This is a genomic window from Kitasatospora sp. NPDC057965, from assembly GCF_042887135.1.
Lineage (GTDB): Bacteria > Actinomycetota > Actinomycetes > Streptomycetales > Streptomycetaceae > Kitasatospora.
In genome coordinates this window covers 250,294-265,810 of sequence record NZ_JBHVPZ010000011.1, presented here as the reverse complement: position 1 = coordinate 265,810, position 15,517 = coordinate 250,294, and the positions used below count along the sequence as shown (strand labels likewise).

The 15,517-nt window shown below is 75.4% G+C and carries 11 protein-coding genes; 7 read left to right on the top strand and 4 right to left on the bottom strand.

Annotation, left to right across the window (positions count from 1 at the left end):
* The 4 genes from ACFVVU_RS17125 to ACFVVU_RS17110 all read left to right on the top strand — a co-directional run.
* The coding region (locus tag ACFVVU_RS17125) for an amino acid adenylation domain-containing protein (RefSeq protein WP_387790645.1) at nt 1-3,134 on the top strand (3,134 nt) is incomplete at its 5' end.
* Nucleotides 3,135-3,140: 6 nt separating this feature from the next.
* Entirely contained in the window at nt 3,141-4,445 is a 1,305-nt protein-coding gene (locus tag ACFVVU_RS17120) for an MFS transporter (protein ID WP_380688329.1), read from the top strand.
* 60 nt (nt 4,446-4,505) lie between these two features.
* Nucleotides 4,506-5,318, top strand: coding sequence for a dimethylargininase (ddaH, locus tag ACFVVU_RS17115; RefSeq protein WP_387790643.1), 813 nt, complete (start codon nt 4,506-4,508; stop codon nt 5,316-5,318).
* A gap of 162 nt (nt 5,319-5,480) precedes the next feature.
* The gene (locus ACFVVU_RS17110) at nt 5,481-5,696 is read left to right on the top strand and encodes a hypothetical protein (protein WP_387790641.1); all 216 of its coding nucleotides are present in this window, start codon (nt 5,481-5,483) and stop codon (nt 5,694-5,696) included.
* Between the two features lie 98 nt (nt 5,697-5,794).
* Here ACFVVU_RS17110 and ACFVVU_RS17105 read toward each other — a convergent pair whose 3' ends face one another.
* Nucleotides 5,795-9,007, bottom strand: a complete 3,213-nt coding sequence (locus ACFVVU_RS17105; protein WP_387790639.1) for a BTAD domain-containing putative transcriptional regulator — start codon at nt 9,005-9,007, stop codon at nt 5,795-5,797.
* Between the two features lie 327 nt (nt 9,008-9,334).
* On the opposite strand from ACFVVU_RS17105, the gene ACFVVU_RS17100 reads away from it, so the two are divergent.
* A complete protein-coding gene (locus tag ACFVVU_RS17100) occupies nt 9,335-10,354 on the top strand; it encodes a hypothetical protein (RefSeq protein WP_387790637.1) in 1,020 nt (339 codons plus the stop codon).
* Nucleotides 10,355-10,361: 7 nt separating this feature from the next.
* On the opposite strand, the gene ACFVVU_RS17095 is transcribed toward ACFVVU_RS17100, so the two are convergent.
* Nucleotides 10,362-10,700, bottom strand: a complete 339-nt coding sequence (locus ACFVVU_RS17095; RefSeq protein WP_380687457.1) for a hypothetical protein — start codon at nt 10,698-10,700, stop codon at nt 10,362-10,364.
* A gap of 56 nt (nt 10,701-10,756) precedes the next feature.
* A complete protein-coding gene (locus tag ACFVVU_RS17090; RefSeq protein WP_387790636.1) occupies nt 10,757-13,120 on the bottom strand; it encodes a tetratricopeptide repeat protein in 2,364 nt (787 codons plus the stop codon).
* A gap of 202 nt (nt 13,121-13,322) precedes the next feature.
* On the opposite strand from ACFVVU_RS17090, the gene ACFVVU_RS17085 reads away from it, so the two are divergent.
* Complete coding sequence (locus ACFVVU_RS17085; protein WP_387790634.1) at nt 13,323-13,484, top strand: hypothetical protein; 162 nt, start codon at nt 13,323-13,325, stop codon at nt 13,482-13,484.
* Nucleotides 13,485-13,805: 321 nt separating this feature from the next.
* Nucleotides 13,806-14,657 carry an S-methyl-5'-thioadenosine phosphorylase gene (locus ACFVVU_RS17080; RefSeq protein ID WP_387790632.1) on the top strand — a complete coding sequence of 284 codons (852 nt, stop codon included), beginning with the start codon at nt 13,806-13,808 and terminating at the stop codon, nt 14,655-14,657.
* 13 nt (nt 14,658-14,670) lie between these two features.
* Here ACFVVU_RS17080 and ACFVVU_RS17075 read toward each other — a convergent pair whose 3' ends face one another.
* Complete coding sequence (locus tag ACFVVU_RS17075; protein WP_380687451.1) at nt 14,671-15,474, bottom strand: phosphotransferase enzyme family protein; 804 nt, start codon at nt 15,472-15,474, stop codon at nt 14,671-14,673.
* Nucleotides 15,475-15,517: the final 43 nt, after the last annotated feature.

Sequence of the window (15,517 nt, the reverse complement as noted above, 5' to 3'; positions counted from 1 at the left end):
TGGTCGCCGGCCGCTCGGACGAGGCGCTGGACGACCTGGTCGGCTTCTTCGTCAACACCCTGGTGCTGCGCACCGACACTTCCCCTCGCTCCATCGGGGGTGCCCCTCCCGTCGACCCGTCCTTCGCCGAACTCCTCGGCCGGGTCCGGGAGACCCAGCTGGACGCCCACGCCCACCAGGACGTGCCGTTCGAGCGCCTGGTCGAGGAGCTCAACCCGGCCCGCTCACTGGCCCGCCACCCGCTCTTCCAGGTGATGCTGCTGCTCCAGGGCGGCACCCCGGGGGCCGCGCCCGGCGACGCCCCGCTCGACCTGGCCGGGCTGCCGGCCACCGTCGAGCCGGTCGGCGGGTACGCGGCCAAGTTCGACCTCTCCATCGCCATGGGGGAGTCCTTCGACGCCGACGGCGCCCCCGCCGGTCTGGAGTGCGCGATCGACTACGCCACCGACCTGTTCGACCGCGAGACCGTCGAGGCGATCGCCGCCCGCTTCGGCCGGCTGCTGGCCGCCGTCGCGGCGCAGCCCGGTCGGCCGATCGGCCGGGCCGAGCTGCTGACCGAGCCCGAGCGCGCCGAACTCCTCGCCCCGGCCGACCCGTTGCCCGTCGAGATGCCACTGCTGCCGGCCGCCTTCGCCGCGCAGACGGCCCGCACCCCGGAGGCGACCGCGCTGGTCTTCGGCGCCACCCGGCTGACCTACGCCGAACTGGACGCCCGCGCCGAGCACCTCGCCGCCCGGCTGCGCGCGGCCGGCGCCGGAGCGGACACGGTGGTCGCCCTGGCCCTGCCGCGCTCGGCCGCGACGGTGGTCGCCCTGCTCGCGGTCCTCAAGTCCGGTGCCGCCTCGCTCCCGCTGGACGCCGAGTACCCGGCCGACCGGACGGCGGCCATGCTCGCCGACGCCGCGCCCGCCCTCGTCGTCACCGACGCCGGCTGGCCGCTGCCGGACCTGCTCGCCGGTCTGACCACCGTGCCGGTGCACTTCGACGAGCCCCTCGTCCCGAACCCGAGTCCGAGCCCGGCCTCGGCACCCGTCGCTCCCGACCCGGCCCACGCCGCCTACGTGATCTACACCTCCGGCTCCACCGGCCGTCCCAAGGGCGTGGTGGTGACCCACGGTTCGATCGCCGCGCTGCTGGCCCACCACCGGGCCGAGACCTTCGACGAGCCCCGTCCCGGGCGCCCGCACGGCCGCCTGCGGGTCGCGCTGACCGCCTCGCTCTGCTTCGACGCCTCCTGGGACAGCCTGCTCTGGATGATCGCCGGCCATGAGCTGCACCTGATCGGCGACGAACTGCGCCGCGACGCCGGCGCGCTCGTCCGGCACCTGCACACCACCGGCGTCGACGCTCTCGGCATCACCCCCAGCTACACCGAACTGCTGCTCACCGAGGGCCTGCTGGACGGCGAGGCCGCCCCGCGCCTGCTGCTCCTCGGCGGCGAGGCGGTCGGCCAGGCGCTGTGGACCAGGCTGCGCGAGGCAGCCCCGCGCACCGTCGCCCGCAACCTCTACGGCCCGACCGAATCCACCGTTGACGCCCTCACCCAGCCCTTCACCGCCACCGACCGCCCCTCGCTCGGCCGCACCGTGCGCGGCACCCGCGGCTACGTGCTCGACGAGCACCTCGCCCCCGTGCCGCCCGGCGTCCCCGGCGAGCTGTACCTCGCCGGCGCGGGCCTGGCCCGCGGCTACCTCGGCCGCGCGGCCCTGACCGCCGAGCGCTTCGTCGCCGACCCCTTCACGCCCGGCGAGCGCATGTACCGCACCGGCGACCTGGTCCGGCGCACCCGCGACGGCGGCGTCGACTACCTCGGCCGCACCGACCACCAGGTCAAGATCCGCGGCTTCCGGATCGAACTCGGCGAGATCGAGCACGTGCTCACCCGCCACCCCGGTGTCCGGGCCGCCACCGTGACGGCCCGCGAGGACGGCGCCACCGGCCCCCGCCTGGTCGCCTATGTGGTCCCCGGTTCCACCACGACCCCGCCCGACCCGGCCGAGCTGCGCGCCTTCGTCGCCGAGTCGCTGCCCGGCTACATGGTCCCGACGGCGGTCGTCCGGCTCGACGCCTTCCCGCTGACCGGCAGTGGCAAGGTCGACCGGCGCGCCCTGCCCGCCCCCGACCTCACCGCCTCGCCCACCGGCCGCGCCCCGCGCACCCCGCGCGAGGAACAGCTCTGCGGACTCTTCGCCGACGTGCTCGGCGTCACCGGCGTCACCGTCGACGACGGATTCTTCGACCTCGGCGGCCACTCGCTGCTCGCCATGAAGCTGCTCGGCCGGATCCGCGCCGCCTTCGGCGCCGACCTCGGCATGCGGGCGCTGTTCGAGGCCCCCACCGTGGCCGGCCTCGCCCGCCGCCTGGACACCGCCGGGGGCGAGCGCTCCGACGCCCTGGACGTGCTGCTCCCGCTGCGCGCCGAGGGCAGCGGCGCCCCGCTGTTCTGCGTCCACCCCGCCGCCGGCATCAGCTGGGTCTACTCGGGCCTGCTGCGCCACCTCGACCCCGAGCGCCCGGTGTTCGGCCTCCAGGCCCGCGGCCTGCGCGGCGGCTCCCCGGCCTCGGTCACCGAGATCGCCGAGGACTACCTGCGGGAGATCCGCGCCGTCCGTCCGCAGGGCCCGTACCACCTGCTCGGCTGGTCCTTCGGCGCGGTGGTCGCCCAGGAGATGGCCGTCCAGCTCCAGGCGGACGGCCAGGAGGTCGCCCTGCTGGCCCTGCTCGACGGCCTCCCGGCCGACCACGCCGGCACCCGGCGGACCGCCCCGGCGTCCGACGACCCGGTCGAGACGCTGGCCGAACTGCTCGCCTCGCTCGGCTACGACCCGGCCGACGGGCGCGGCCGGGCCGAGCTGACCGCCCTGCTCGGCGAGGCCGCCGACGTCCTGCCCGACGTCTTCGACCTGCACCGCAAGCTGATGGCGGAGCACGTGCCGGGCCACTACCGGGGCGGGGCCGTCTTTGTCGGCGCCACCGCCGACAAGCCCGCCGACTGGCCCTACGAGGCCGCCTGGGCCCCGTATGTCACCGGCCCCGTCACCGCCCATCGGATCGACTGCGCACACGGCGCCCTGACCCAGCCCGAGCCCCTCGCACGGATCGCCGCCGTGCTGGCCGACACGCTTGGAGTGTGACCCGCGATGACCACGAGCACCACGACCGAGACCGCGGTCCAGCCGCCCGCGGTGGCCGACCGGCCGCCCCGCGGCCGCTGGGGCCTGTGGGCCCAGGGGAACTTCCGCAAGCTCTGGATCGGTGAGACCACCAGCGGTCTCGGCACCGCCGTCGGCAACGTCGCCCTCGCCCTGGTGGCGGTGGTCACCCTGGACGCCTCGCCGTTCATGGTCGGCGTGCTCACCGCCTCCGCCTGGGTGCCGTGGCTGTTCCTCGGCCTGCTGGCCGGAGCCTGGGTGGACCGCTGGCCCAGGCTGAAGGTCATGCTGGTCTGCGACCTGCTGCTGCTCCTGCTGTTCGGCAGCGTGCCGGTGGCGGGCTGGTTCGACGCCCTGACGATGGCCCAGCTGATCGTGGTCGCGCTGCTGGCCGGCGCGGTGAAGGTGTTCTTCTCCACCGCGTACAGCGCCGTGCTGCCGTCCCTGGTCGCCAAGCCGGACCTGTTGGAGGCCAACGTCAAGCTGCGCTCCGGGGACTCCGCGGCGGAGATCGCCGGGCCCGGTCTGGCGGGCCTGCTCTCCCAGGTGTTCGGCGCGGCCAGCGGACTGCTCGCCGACGCGGTCACCTACCTGGTGTCGGCGTTCTGCCTGGGCACCATCCGGGCCGAGGAGACCCCGCCGGCCAAGTCCGAGCGGCGCGGCATCCTGCGCGAGATCGGCGAGGGCGTGCGCTTCCTGGTCCACGACCCCTACCTGCGCACCCTCGCCTCCTTCGCGGCCGTCGGCAACCTCGGCCTCAACGGCATCCAGGCGGTGCAGACGGTCTTCCTGGTCCGCAGCGTCGGGGTGTCGCCCGGCGGTGTCGGCGCCGTCTTCGCGGTGGTCTCGGTCGGCGGCCTGGCCGGCGCGGCCCTGGCCGGGCGGATCGCCCGCCGCTTCGGTACCGCCCGCGGGCTGCTGCTCTGCGAGCTGGTCGCCGCCCCGTTCATCCTGCTGCTGCCGATGGCCGGCGCGCGGCTGCCGCTCGCGGTGAGCGCGGTCGCCTGGTCGGTCGCGGTCTGCGGGGTGATCGCCGGCAACGTCATCGCCGGCAGCTTCTACCAGGCCTACTGCCCGCCCGCGATGATCGGCCGGATCCGGGCCAGCGCCTCCACCGTCAACTTCAGCGCCATCCCGGTCGGCGCCCTGCTCGGCGGCTGGCTGGGCGAGGTGCTCGGCGCCCGGACCACCATCTGGATCATGGCGAGCGTGCTGCTCTCCGCCGGCGCCGTGCTGCTGAGCAGCCCGCTGCGCGCCATGCGGGACTTCCCCGAGCGCCCGGCCCACGCCTGAGCCCCGTTGCCTCCCGAGCCCCGCAGCTCCACCCACCCTCTCACCCTCCCGGAGCCCGCCATGACCCGCACCGCCCGCCCCCGCCGCTACCTGATGTGCCGTCCGACCCACTTCGAGGTCAGCTACGCGATCAACCCGTGGATGGACCCGGCCAAGCCGGTCGACACCGCCCTCGCGCTGGCCCAGTGGGAGCGCCTGTACGAGCTGTACGTCGACCTCGGCCACCGCGTCGACCTGATCGACCCGCTGCCCGGCCTGCCCGACATGGTCTACGCGGCGAACGGCGCCACCGTCGTCGACGGCCGGGTGCTCGGCGCCCGGTTCCGCAACGCCGAGCGGGCCGCCGAGGGCCCGGCGTACCTGGAGTGGTTCCGGGCGCACGGCTTCACCACGCTCGACCCGGTGCACGTCAACGAGGGCGAGGGCGACCTGCTGCTGACCGACCGCTACCTGCTGGCCGGGCGCGGCTTCCGCAGCGTCTCCGCCGGGCACGCCGAGGCGCAGGAGTTCCTCGGCCGCCCGGTGATCGGGCTGGACCTGGTGGACCCGCGCTTCTACCACCTCGACACCGCGCTCAGCGTGCTCGACGGCGATCAGATCATGTACTACCCGGGCGCGTTCTCGGCCGGCAGCCGGGCGGTGCTGCGCCGGCTCTTCCCGGACGCGGTGCTGGTGGGGGAGGAGGACGCGGAGGCGTTCGGCCTCAACGTGGCCAGCGACGGGCTGAACGTGGTGGTCCCGGAGCCGGCCACCGGGGTCGCGGCCCGGCTGCGCGCGCACGGCTTCCGGCCGATCGGGATGGACCTGTCCGAGCTGTTCAAGGGCGGCGGCAGCGTGAAGTGCTGCACGCTGGAGATCCGGGAGGCCGTCTGACCTGGGCCGACGGCGATCAACACGCCGATCAACGCGGCCGATCGACGCGCGCTGCTCGCGCGTCGATCGGCCGTTGAACGCTCCTTGCGATGCTCTTCACGTCAGCCGGGGAGAGCCCGGCGGAAGCCCTTCCCGGCAGGGAAGAACACCCGAGGAGCAGTCATGGCGAAGCGTTCGACGATCGGTACCGCCCGGATCAGCCTGGCCGTCGCGGGCCTCGGCCTCGGCGCCCTGCTCGCCCTCGGCGGCGCGGCCGGCACCGCGGTGGCGGACGGCGCGACCGGCACCGGCACCACCGCCCCCACCGCCACGCCGACCCCCACCCCGACCCCGACCGACGGCAACGGTCACGGGGACTGGAACAGCACCGGTTCCTGAACCCCGGCAGTCCGAACAACCGCGCGCAGAACCGTTTCTGCCCGCACCCGAACCACCAGCACGCACGGATCGACCCCCGCTCACGGATCCACCCCCGCTCACGGATCGACCAGCGCGAACGCCGGCTCCGCGAGCAGCCCCGCCACCTCGGCGGCCTCCGGAAGCCCCAGCCGCCGGAAGATCGCGTGGGCCTCCCGCAGCCGCGCCCCCGCCTCGGCCCCGCGCCCGAGGTCCGCCAGCGCACAGCCGAGCACCACCAGCGCCTGCGCCTGGTCCCGCTCCGCCCCCAGCTCCACGCAGAGCGCCAACGCCTGCTCCGCGTGGTCCAGCGCCTCGTCCGCCCGGCCCAGCTCGCGCAGACTGTCCGCCAGCCGGTAGCGCGCGTGCGCGGCCCGGTCCCGCAGCCCGGCCGCCACCGACACCGCCAGGCACTCGCCGAACCAGGTCACCGCCTCCTCGTGCCGCCCCAGCGCGTGCAGCGCCAGCCCGAGCACGTACAGCGTGTACGCCCGGCCCGGGTCGTCCTGCCGGGTCCGCAGCTCGGCCAGCACCTCGTGGCAGATCATCACCGCCTCGTCCGCCCGGCCGCTGCGCACCCGCGCCAGCGCCGCGTTCACCGTCGTCACCAGCGCGCCGGAGCGGTGCCCCAGCCGGTTGGCCAGCAGCAGCGCCTCGTCGTAGTGGTCCACCGCCTCGTCGTAGCGGCTCAGGAACTGGCAGATCAGCCCCAGGTCGTTGAGCGCCTGCCGCAGCACCACCGAGTCCTCGGCGGCCCGCGCCGCCTCCACCGCCCGCCGGGACGCCTCCTCGGCCGCCTCCAGCCGGGTCGCGGCCAGGGCGACGTTGCCGCGCAGGAAGTGCGCCCGCCCCTCCGCGCGGACGTCGCCGTCCCGGGCGGCCGCCTCGGCCAGCGCGTCGGCCGTCGCGGCGAGCTGACGGCTCGGCGGGGTGAGCACGAACGGGGTGAGCGCGATCAGCAGGTCGATCGCCGCCCGCAGCGCCGGACCCCGCCCGGCAGCGGTGTCGGCGGCCACCTGCGCCGCCAGCGCCACCGCGCCCGCCCGCTCGACCGCCGCCCACTCGCGGGCGGCGTCCCGGCCGGGCAGCGGGACGCCGGGGGAGTGCGCCGGGCCGAGCGCGCCGGCCGCCGGGTCGCCCGGCACGGCGTGCTGGAAGGCGGTGCAGGCGGTGGCCAGCAGGTGGTCCAGCAGCCGGTCCCGGGCCGCCACCGCCTCCCCGCCGTCCGCCTCCCCGTCCGCCTCCCCGTTCGCCCCGCCGGCCCCGCTCGGTCCGTCCGCCCCACCGGGGCTCCCCGGGTCCCGCGCCGGTCGTCGGCGCGCGAACGCCCGCAGCAGGTCGTGGTACCGGTAGCGCCCGGGGAACGGCGACTCCACCATCGCCACGTCCACCAGCGCCTCCAGCAGGTCCTCGGCGTCGTACTCGTCGAGGTCCAGCAGCGCCGCCGCCGCCGGCAGCCCGATGTCCGGCCCGTCCACCGAGGCCACCAGCCGGAACGCCCTGGCCTGGTCCTCCGCCAGCTGGCGGTAGCTCAGTTCGAAGGCCGCCGCCACCGCGAGATCGCCGATCCGCAGCTCGTCGATCCGCCGCCGCTCCACCTGCAGCCGGCGGCTGAGCGTCTCCACCGTCCAGCCCGGCCGCGCCGCCAGCCGGGCGGCCACGATCCGCACCGCCAGCGGCAGGTGCCCGCAGGCCACCACCAGCTCCCGGGCGGCGTCCGGCTCGGCGGCCAGCCGCTGCGCGCCGATCGTGCGGCCGAGCAGGTCCAGCGCCTCCTGCGGCTGGAACACGTCCAGGTCGACCTGCACGGTCGCGGGCAGTCCGGCCGGTCTGGTCCGGCCGGTGGTGAGCACCGCGCAGCCCACCGCCCCCGGCAGCAGCGGCCGGATCTGCGCCGCGTCCTTGGCGTTGTCGAGCACCAGCAGCAGACGGCGGCCGTCCACCACCGAGCGGAACAGCCCCGAGCGTGCCTCCAGCCCGTCCGGCACCGCGTCCGCCGCGACCCCGAGCGCCACCAGGAAGCCGCTGAGCACCGCCTCCGGATCGGCCGGCACCGGGTCCGAGCCGCGCAGGTCCACGTACAGCTGGCCGTCCGGGTAGGCCTCCCGGACGCGGTGCGCGACGTGCAGCGCCAGCGCCGTCTTGCCGACCCCGCCCATCCCGACCACGGTCGCCACCACCAGCGCCTGCGACGGCTCCGCCGCGCCGTCCGCCCCGCCCGCGCCGCCGGCGCCGTCCTGCGGGGGAGCGGCCAGCGCCTCGCACAGCACCCGCACCGGCGCCGTGCGCCCGGTGAAGTCGGCGGCGTCCGGCGGCAGCTGGGCCGGCCTCGGCGGCGCGCCCGACGGACGGCCGGTCCGGCCGGGCGCCGGGACCCCGTCGGCGCCGCTGCCCGGCGCCGCCGTTCCGCCCTCGCCCTCTGCCGCCTCCGCACGGTCACCGGTCACACCCTCCGCCGCCGCCGGGACCGCCGGGACCGGCGCCGCCCCGGCCGCCGCGCCGGCGCCCGGGGCCTGCGGCGCCGCCAGCGCCGGATCCCCCTCCAGGATCCGCCGGTGCAACTGCTCCAGCTCCGCCCCCGGAGCCACCCCCAGCTCCGCCAGGAACAGCTGCCGCACGCCCCGGAACACCGCCAGCGCGTCCGCCTGCCGCCCGGCCTGGTACAGCGCCCGCATCAGCAGCCCGTACGCCCGCTCGTGCAGCGGGTGCTCGGTGGTGAGCGCGGTCAGCTCCGGGATGCACCGCGAGTAGCGGCCCAGCGCCAGGTCCAGGCCGATCCGCTCCTCCAGCAGGGTCAGCCGCAACTCCTCCAGCCGCTGCCGGTGCCGCTCCGCGAACGGTCCGGGAATCCCGGCCAGCGGCTCGCCCTGCCACAGCTCCAGTGCCTGGTTGAGCAGGTCGCGGGCGCGCAGCGGCTCGGCCCGGGCGGTCCGCTCCGCCTCGGCGGCCAGCGCCTCCGCCTGCGCCGCGTCCACCGCCAGCTTGGGCAGCACCAGCCGGTAGCCGTCGCCCATCGAGACCAGGACGCTGCCCGCCGCCTTCTCGCCCGGCTCCCCGGACCCACCGGTCCCGCCGCTCCCGGCGGGCTCCACGGCGTCCAGCACCTTGCGCCAGCGCCACGCGTACGTGCGCACCGTGGTCATCGCCGCGCTCGGCGGCTCCTCGCCCCACAGCGCCGCGATCAGATCCGTGGCACTCGCCGAATGACCTGGTCGCAGGAGCAGTACCGCCAGCATCGCCTGCTGCTGCGGGCTGCCCACCTTGAGCGCCGTCGCGCCGCGGTGAGCCCGCATCAGACCCAGTACGGAAAAACGGAGATCGCCCATCCTGCCCCCTGCTGCCCAGGACAGTGCCCGCCCCGCTCGTGCACATGTCAGTGATGTCTGTGACGTTATTAACCACCAGCTCGCGCACGGTGTCGAGGCTCCGTTGAGCCTGTGGTGACCGCACGTTGAACCCGACCGGCCAGAATCACCGTGCCGGGGCCCGCCGGAGACGGTCCGGTCCGCCCCTCCTTCACCTCCGCGACCGGGTACCCCTGGTAACCGGTCGTGATCGCCCCCGCCCTCGGCCGTCGGCGGCGTCGGGCGCCATGACGATACCTTCGGAGGCGGACGTCCGTGAACACCGCTTTGCTGTACAACTTGCTCGACGTCGACCCGGCCGACGGGCCGGCCGAACTGCTCCACCGCGCCCGCGGCAGCCGCCACCTGCCCCACCTGGTGCTCTCCGCACTGGCCCGCGACGCCGTCCGGATGGGCGAGCCCGCCCGCGCCGAGCTGCGCCGCGCCCGCACCCGCGCCGACCACTACGCCCGCCTCGCCCACGACCTCGCCCGCTCCACCGGCGTGCGCGCGATCCACGGCATCCCGCTGGCCGGCTACTACCCGGCCGACCTGCTCCGGCCCCAGGCCTCCCTGGACCTGGTCGCCCCGGGCGAGGCCGCCCTCTGGCAGGCCGTCGTGCGGCTGGTCACCGACCACCCCGTGGAGACCATCGACGTCACCCTGCTCGGCGACCGCCCGCACCACACCGCCGTCACCGTCCGCTGGCCCGCCGAGGACCCGCTGCTCGACCCCTGGTACCGCGTCCACCTCACCACGGCCGCCCTCCCCGGCGACCAGGCCACCGTGCCGGTCCGCCCCTACCTCGTCGCGGACGACCACGTCGAGTGCCTGATCGCCCTCGCCGAGGCCCGGCTGCACGCGCCCGCCGGGGCCGGACCCGACCCGCTGACCCTCCTCGACCTCTCCTGTCTCACCCACCAGCCCTTCGAACCCGCCGAGACCGCCGCCGTCCTGGCCGCCTACCGGCTGGCCCCCGAGGCCGCCGCGCTGCTCGACCTCGCCGCCCCGCGCCTCCCGCTCGGCACCCTCACCGCCGTCCGAGCCGCCCTCACCCCCGAACTCGCCCCCGAGCACCGCCGCCGCAGCGACGCCGCCGCCACCCCCCGGCTGACCGCCCGCCACGGCACCCTGCTGCGCCGCACCGTCATCCGCCACACCTGGGACGAGGCCCGCCTCCTCCCCGCCCCCGACCACGCCACCCTGCTGCTGACCCCCGTCGCCGACTACCTCCTCGGCCCGGCCGACCGCACCACCGCGCTGGCGGCCCTCCAGCAGTGGGACGAGGAGCAGTGACGGCGCGTCAGTCCGCGATCTCCTCCGCTTCGCTCAGATCCTCCACCCGCACCGGCCGCAACCCCTCGAACCACACGCCCACCCCGAAGGGCTCGCAGGCCGGCAGAGCCCCCTCCGCGAACCGCAGCATCCACCCGTCGGTGTAGACGTCCACCTCCGGTCCGTCCAGCGCCGCCTCCTCCTCGGTCACCGCCCACTCGGCGCAGACGAACCGCCGCGCCTCCGCCACCACCTCGTCCAGGTGCTCCAGCACCTCCCCGAGCCCGTCGAGATCCACCGCCCCGACGTCCTCACCCGCCTCCACCATCACCTGCACGCCCACCCCCCACCGTTCGGGCTCCGTCAACCCCCACACCACGAGCCCACCCGGCCCGTCACACACGTGCACCAGCGGTCCCACGCTCACTCTTCGCCCTCCAGTACCTTCCGCGCTTCCTCTTCATCGCCGGCCCGCCGGTACGCCTCCGCCGCCGCCTCGCGGACTGCCCGCACCTCGGAAATGTCGCGTCCGGCCGCCTCGAGCGCCGTCGCCAGGTTGCCAAGTGCCTCCGCGTGCTGGTGGTGGTCGCCGACCTCGTCGAACATCGCCACCGCCCGCTCGGTGGCTTCGACTGCTGCCGTGGACTCCCCACGTTGCTGCAGTGCGATGCCGAGGTTGCCCCAGACCGTGGCTTCGCGGGCCCTGTCGCCGAGGCACTGAAAGCCGGCCAAGGCAGTGAAGAACGCGGTCTCCGCCTCCGCATCGCGCTCAAGGGCGGAAAGTGTACTGCCGAGGCTGTTCCAGCTGGCGGCTTCGGTGTGGGGGTTGCCGAGACGACGGTGGATGGTGAGTGCAGCGCGGTGCGCTTCCTCCGCGTCCTCGTACCTGCCCTGATGGCCGAGCACGACACCGAGGTTCTCCCAGGCCACGGATTCGTTGTGGTCGTCACCAAGGCCCTGAAAGGCCTGCAGCGCGGTGCGGAAGGCTGTCTCCGCGTCCTCGAAGCGCCGAAGGCCGTTGAACGCGATGCCGAGGTTGATCCAGGTCCCGGCGATGTGTGTGTCGTCGCCGACTGCCTCTGCCGAATCGCGCGCGATGCGGCACATGGTGAGCTGGTCCTCATGGAGGCGGCGGAGCTCCTGGTAGTCGACGAGGCCGGCGGACAGGCGCAGCGGGAGGGTGTGCCGGCCGACGGAATGGGCGGCCTGGACGGCGCCGAGAAGGTTGGCGTGTTCGGTGTCCAGCCACCGCAGAGCCTCCACACGGCCGCAGAACCGCTCCGGGTTCCCTCGGATCCTGGGGGTGAGATGGGTGGCCGCGTCCAGGGTGGTGTTCTCGTAGAAGGTGAGCAACCGTGCCAGCGCCGCCCCCGCTACTGAGGGCTGCCGTTGCGCCAGCTCGTCGGCATACGCCCGCACCAGGTCGTGCATGCTCCACCGCCCGGTCACCGGATCCTGCCGGAGCAGGCTGGCCTTCTGCAGCGCGGCGAGCCGGGCCCGGACGTCCTTCGCCTTCCCGACTCCGGCGAAGGCGACCACGGTCTCCGTGGCGAAGTCCAGTCCCGGGTTGACCGACAGCAACCCGAACAGCTGCTCCTGCGGGTGCGTCAGCCGCCGAACCGACCGCTCCAGAACGGCCCGGACCGTGCGGGTCCCGTCGTCCAGCAGGTCCAGCCGCTCCTTCGGATCGGCCAGTTCCTCGGCGAGCTGCCCCGGCTTCAGCGCACGGTCGGCCACCAGCTGTGCGGCGGCGATCCGCAGCGCCAGCGGCAGGTACCCGCACAGCGCGGCCGCCCGCCGGGCGCCGTCCACGTCGGCGGCGAGCCGGGTGTCCTGGGGAAGCGTGGTCCGCACCGTGACGTCGAGCAGCTCGACGGCCTGCTCCGCCGGGAGCACGTCCAGGTCGACCAGGCAGGCCCCGACGGCGGACAGATCGTCCCGGGAGGTGACCAGCAACCGGTGCGGGCCCTCGCCGGGCAGCAACCGTTCGATCTGCTCCGCCCGCGAGGCGTTGTCCGCGACCACCAGCACCCCCTCCCCTTGCCGCGCCCGCAGGGCGAGCTGGGCGCGGTAGACGGCGGCGCGCTGGTCGTGGTCCGGCGGGATCGACTCCGGCTCCACGCCCAGCTGACGCAGCACGCCGTCCAGGACCTGTCCGGCGTCCAGGGGCGTGTCGTCGTACCCGCGCAGGTCCAGGAAGACGGCTCCGGTGAAGGCGCCGCCGGCCAGCGCGGCATGGGCGGTGGCCAGGGCCAGCGTCGTCTTGCCGATCCCGCCCATCCCGCGCACCGAGGCCACCACGACGGCGGTCCCGGTGCCCCGCCCGAGCAGGTCGAGCAGCCCGCGCAGGTCGTCCTCCCGCCCGGTGAACCCGGCCGGTACGGCGGGCGGCGGCGCGATCGCCGACAGCTCCGGTCCCGGTCCCGGCTCCGGCTGCTTCGCCGCCGCGACCCGGTCCAGGCGCTCGACCACGTTCACCAGCGTCGTGTACTCGCCCTTCCAGTGGGCGAGTTCCGTGCGCGCGGCGCTCAGGACCCTGGTGTTCCGCTCGTCGTACACGCGGCACGCCGCGACGAAGGCCGATACGGCCTCCCACGGGTGCACCCGGTGGAGACCGGCGCGCCCCTTCTGCAGCTCGCTGATCACCGACTTGGTGAGCCGCCCGGTGGCGTCGGCCTCGATCAGCCGAGGTCCGTCGGGATCACCCGCGTCCCTGCGCAGCTGGTCGAGCCGCTGCGCGAACTCCCGCAGTGCCTCCTGCGCTTCCCGGCTCGCCCCTACGGCCACGCCCCGCCCCTCGCCCGTCGCACCCGGTCCGCGATCCTCCGCCGACCGGCCTCCCAGCGTAGTGCCGACCAGCGGCGACGGGCTCCCCGCTCCGCGATCCTCCGGACCCGTCCGCGATCCCCCTCAAGCACCCCTCCCGCCCGGGATCGTGACGTCCCGGCCACCCGGCCAGGACACCCACGCACCCACCAGGGAGACCCCGATGCCCCGCAAGCGCCGCCCCGCCGCCCCCACCCCTCCGATCGCCCCCGACCACCCCCACCTTCCCCACCTCCCCACCGAGCTCGCCAAGGCCGCCACCTCCGGCAGCGCCCGCGCCCTCGCCGCCTGGCTCCTGGAGCGCCTCACCACCCTCCTGGACTGAGGCGGTGCTACTCCGTCAGCCCCACCCGTCCGGTCCGCCCGGACGCCCACATGGTGTGCTCGCGCGAAATCGCCGCCTCCGCCCGGTCGACGAAGGTCGCCCACGCCCGGGCGTCCGCCCCGCTGTCCGTGAGGGAGAGGATGTGCCGGATCTCCCTCGCCCCCACCGGCGCGGCCGGCGCCTTCAGGCCCCGGGAGCCTCCTCGGCGCGCCCCATACGTCGTCACGCCGGGGCAGCGCGGCACTCCTTCGCACCCCGTTCCCCAGATGTATGCAGGCCTAGGCTGGTACCCGCGGAGACCTTCGACGAGAGGCGGGCGGCATGACGGACCACCGGGCGGAACTCGGGGTGATCGGCGGGTCGGGGCTGTACGCGCTGCTCGACGACGTGACCGAGGTGGCCGTCGAGACGCCGTACGGGCCGCCGAGCGACTCGCTGTTCCTCGGCGAGGTGGGCGGCCGGCGGGTGGCGTTCCTGCCGAGGCACGGGCGGGCGCACACCATCCCGCCGCACCGGATCGACTACCGGGCCAACCTCTGGGCGCTGCGCTCGCTCGGGGTGCGGCAGGTGCTGGGGCCGTGCGCGGTGGGTGGGCTGCGGCCGGAGTACGGGCCGGGGACGCTTCTGGTGCCGGACCAGTTCGTGGACCGCACCGCCGCCCGGGCGCAGACCTTCTACGACGGTGTGCCGCTGCCGGACGGCTCGGTGCCGGGCGTGGTGCACGCGCCGATGGCGGACCCGTACTGCCCGGCGGGGCGCGCCGCGGTGCTGGACGCGGCGCGCGGGGCCGACTGGGAGCCGGTGGACGGCGGCACGCTGGTGGTGATCGAGGGCCCGCGCTTCTCCACCCGCGCCGAGTCGCGCTGGTTCACGGCCAACGGCTGGTCGACGGTCGGCATGACCGGTCACCCGGAGGCGGTGCTGGCCCGTGAACTCGCGCTCTGTTACACCTCGTTGAACCTGGTCACGGATCTGGACGCGGGCGTGGAGACCGGTGCGGGCGTCACCCACGCGGAGGTCCTGGAGGTGTTCGGCCGCAACGTCGACCGGCTGCGCGGTGTGCTGTTCAAGGCGCTGGAGGCCCTGCCGGCCGTGCGCAGCTGCCCGTGCCGGAACGCCCTCGACGGGTTCACCCCCGGCCTGCCGGGCCTGGACGGCCTGCCGGGGGAGTGACCGGTCCCACTCCTCACCCGTCGAGCAGCGCGCGTTGCCACCGCTCCTCGCGCTGCTCGATGTACCCGGTGTTCGCCAGCCAGGTGTCTCCGTGTCCTTCCTGCCACAGCCGGGTCCACGGCTGGACGCCGAGGCCCGCCTGCGCGCGCAGGAAGTCGTGCATGGCCCGGGTGCGCCGCCCCAGCAGCGGGACCAGCAGCCGCCGTTCGCCCTCGTCGAGCCCGTAGGCGTCGACGAAGGCGCGCAGCCGGCCGGCGGCGTCGGCGCGCCGGAAGGCGGGGTCCGCGGCCAGCGGCAGGAACCCGTGCGCGGCGTAGGCGAGGTCCCAGAGCCGGGAACCGGGCGCGGCCGTGTCCCAGTCGATGAACGCCCACCGGTCGGGCCCCTCGTCGACCACCAGGTTCCACGGCGCGAGGTCCTGATGGGCGATGATCTCGCCGGCCGCGGCGGAGTCGTCCCGCATCAGTACCTGCCACCGGGCGTCGGCCGGCGGTGCGAAGCCGGCCACGGCGTCGTGGAACTCCCTGATCAGCCGGGCCACCCGGGTCAGCCGTGCCACCGGGTCCAGCAGGGCGAAGCGGTCCGGCCAGACCACCCGGCCCGGCATGAACTCCAGGACCTCCCGGCCCTGTTCGTCGATGCCCAGCGGTCGCGGCGCGGCCCGGAAGCCGGCCTCGTGCAGGTGCGTCAGCAGCGCGTGCACGGCGGGTGTCCACGGGCCGACGGGGCGGCGCACGGTGTTCCCGACCCGGACGACGGCCGCGGTGGCGTTCCCGCCGGTCAGCCGCTCCTCGTCGTGGCCCTCTCCTTCGTTCACGCGCGGACGGTACCGCTTCCAACCGGACGGGCGCACCCGCATT

Coding starts and splice junctions, on each gene's coding strand:
- ACFVVU_RS17080 (WP_387790632.1), top strand. CDS start 13,806: ATGACGGACCACCGGGCGGAACTCGGGGTGATCGGCGGGTCGGGGCTG.
- ACFVVU_RS17105 (WP_387790639.1), bottom strand. CDS start 9,007: ATGCGGGCTCACCGCGGCGCGACGGCGCTCAAGGTGGGCAGCCCGCAG.
- ACFVVU_RS17085 (WP_387790634.1), top strand. CDS start 13,323: ATGCCCCGCAAGCGCCGCCCCGCCGCCCCCACCCCTCCGATCGCCCCC.
- ACFVVU_RS17110 (WP_387790641.1), top strand. CDS start 5,481: ATGGCGAAGCGTTCGACGATCGGTACCGCCCGGATCAGCCTGGCCGTC.
- ACFVVU_RS17120 (WP_380688329.1), top strand. CDS start 3,141: ATGACCACGAGCACCACGACCGAGACCGCGGTCCAGCCGCCCGCGGTG.
- ddaH (WP_387790643.1), top strand. CDS start 4,506: ATGACCCGCACCGCCCGCCCCCGCCGCTACCTGATGTGCCGTCCGACC.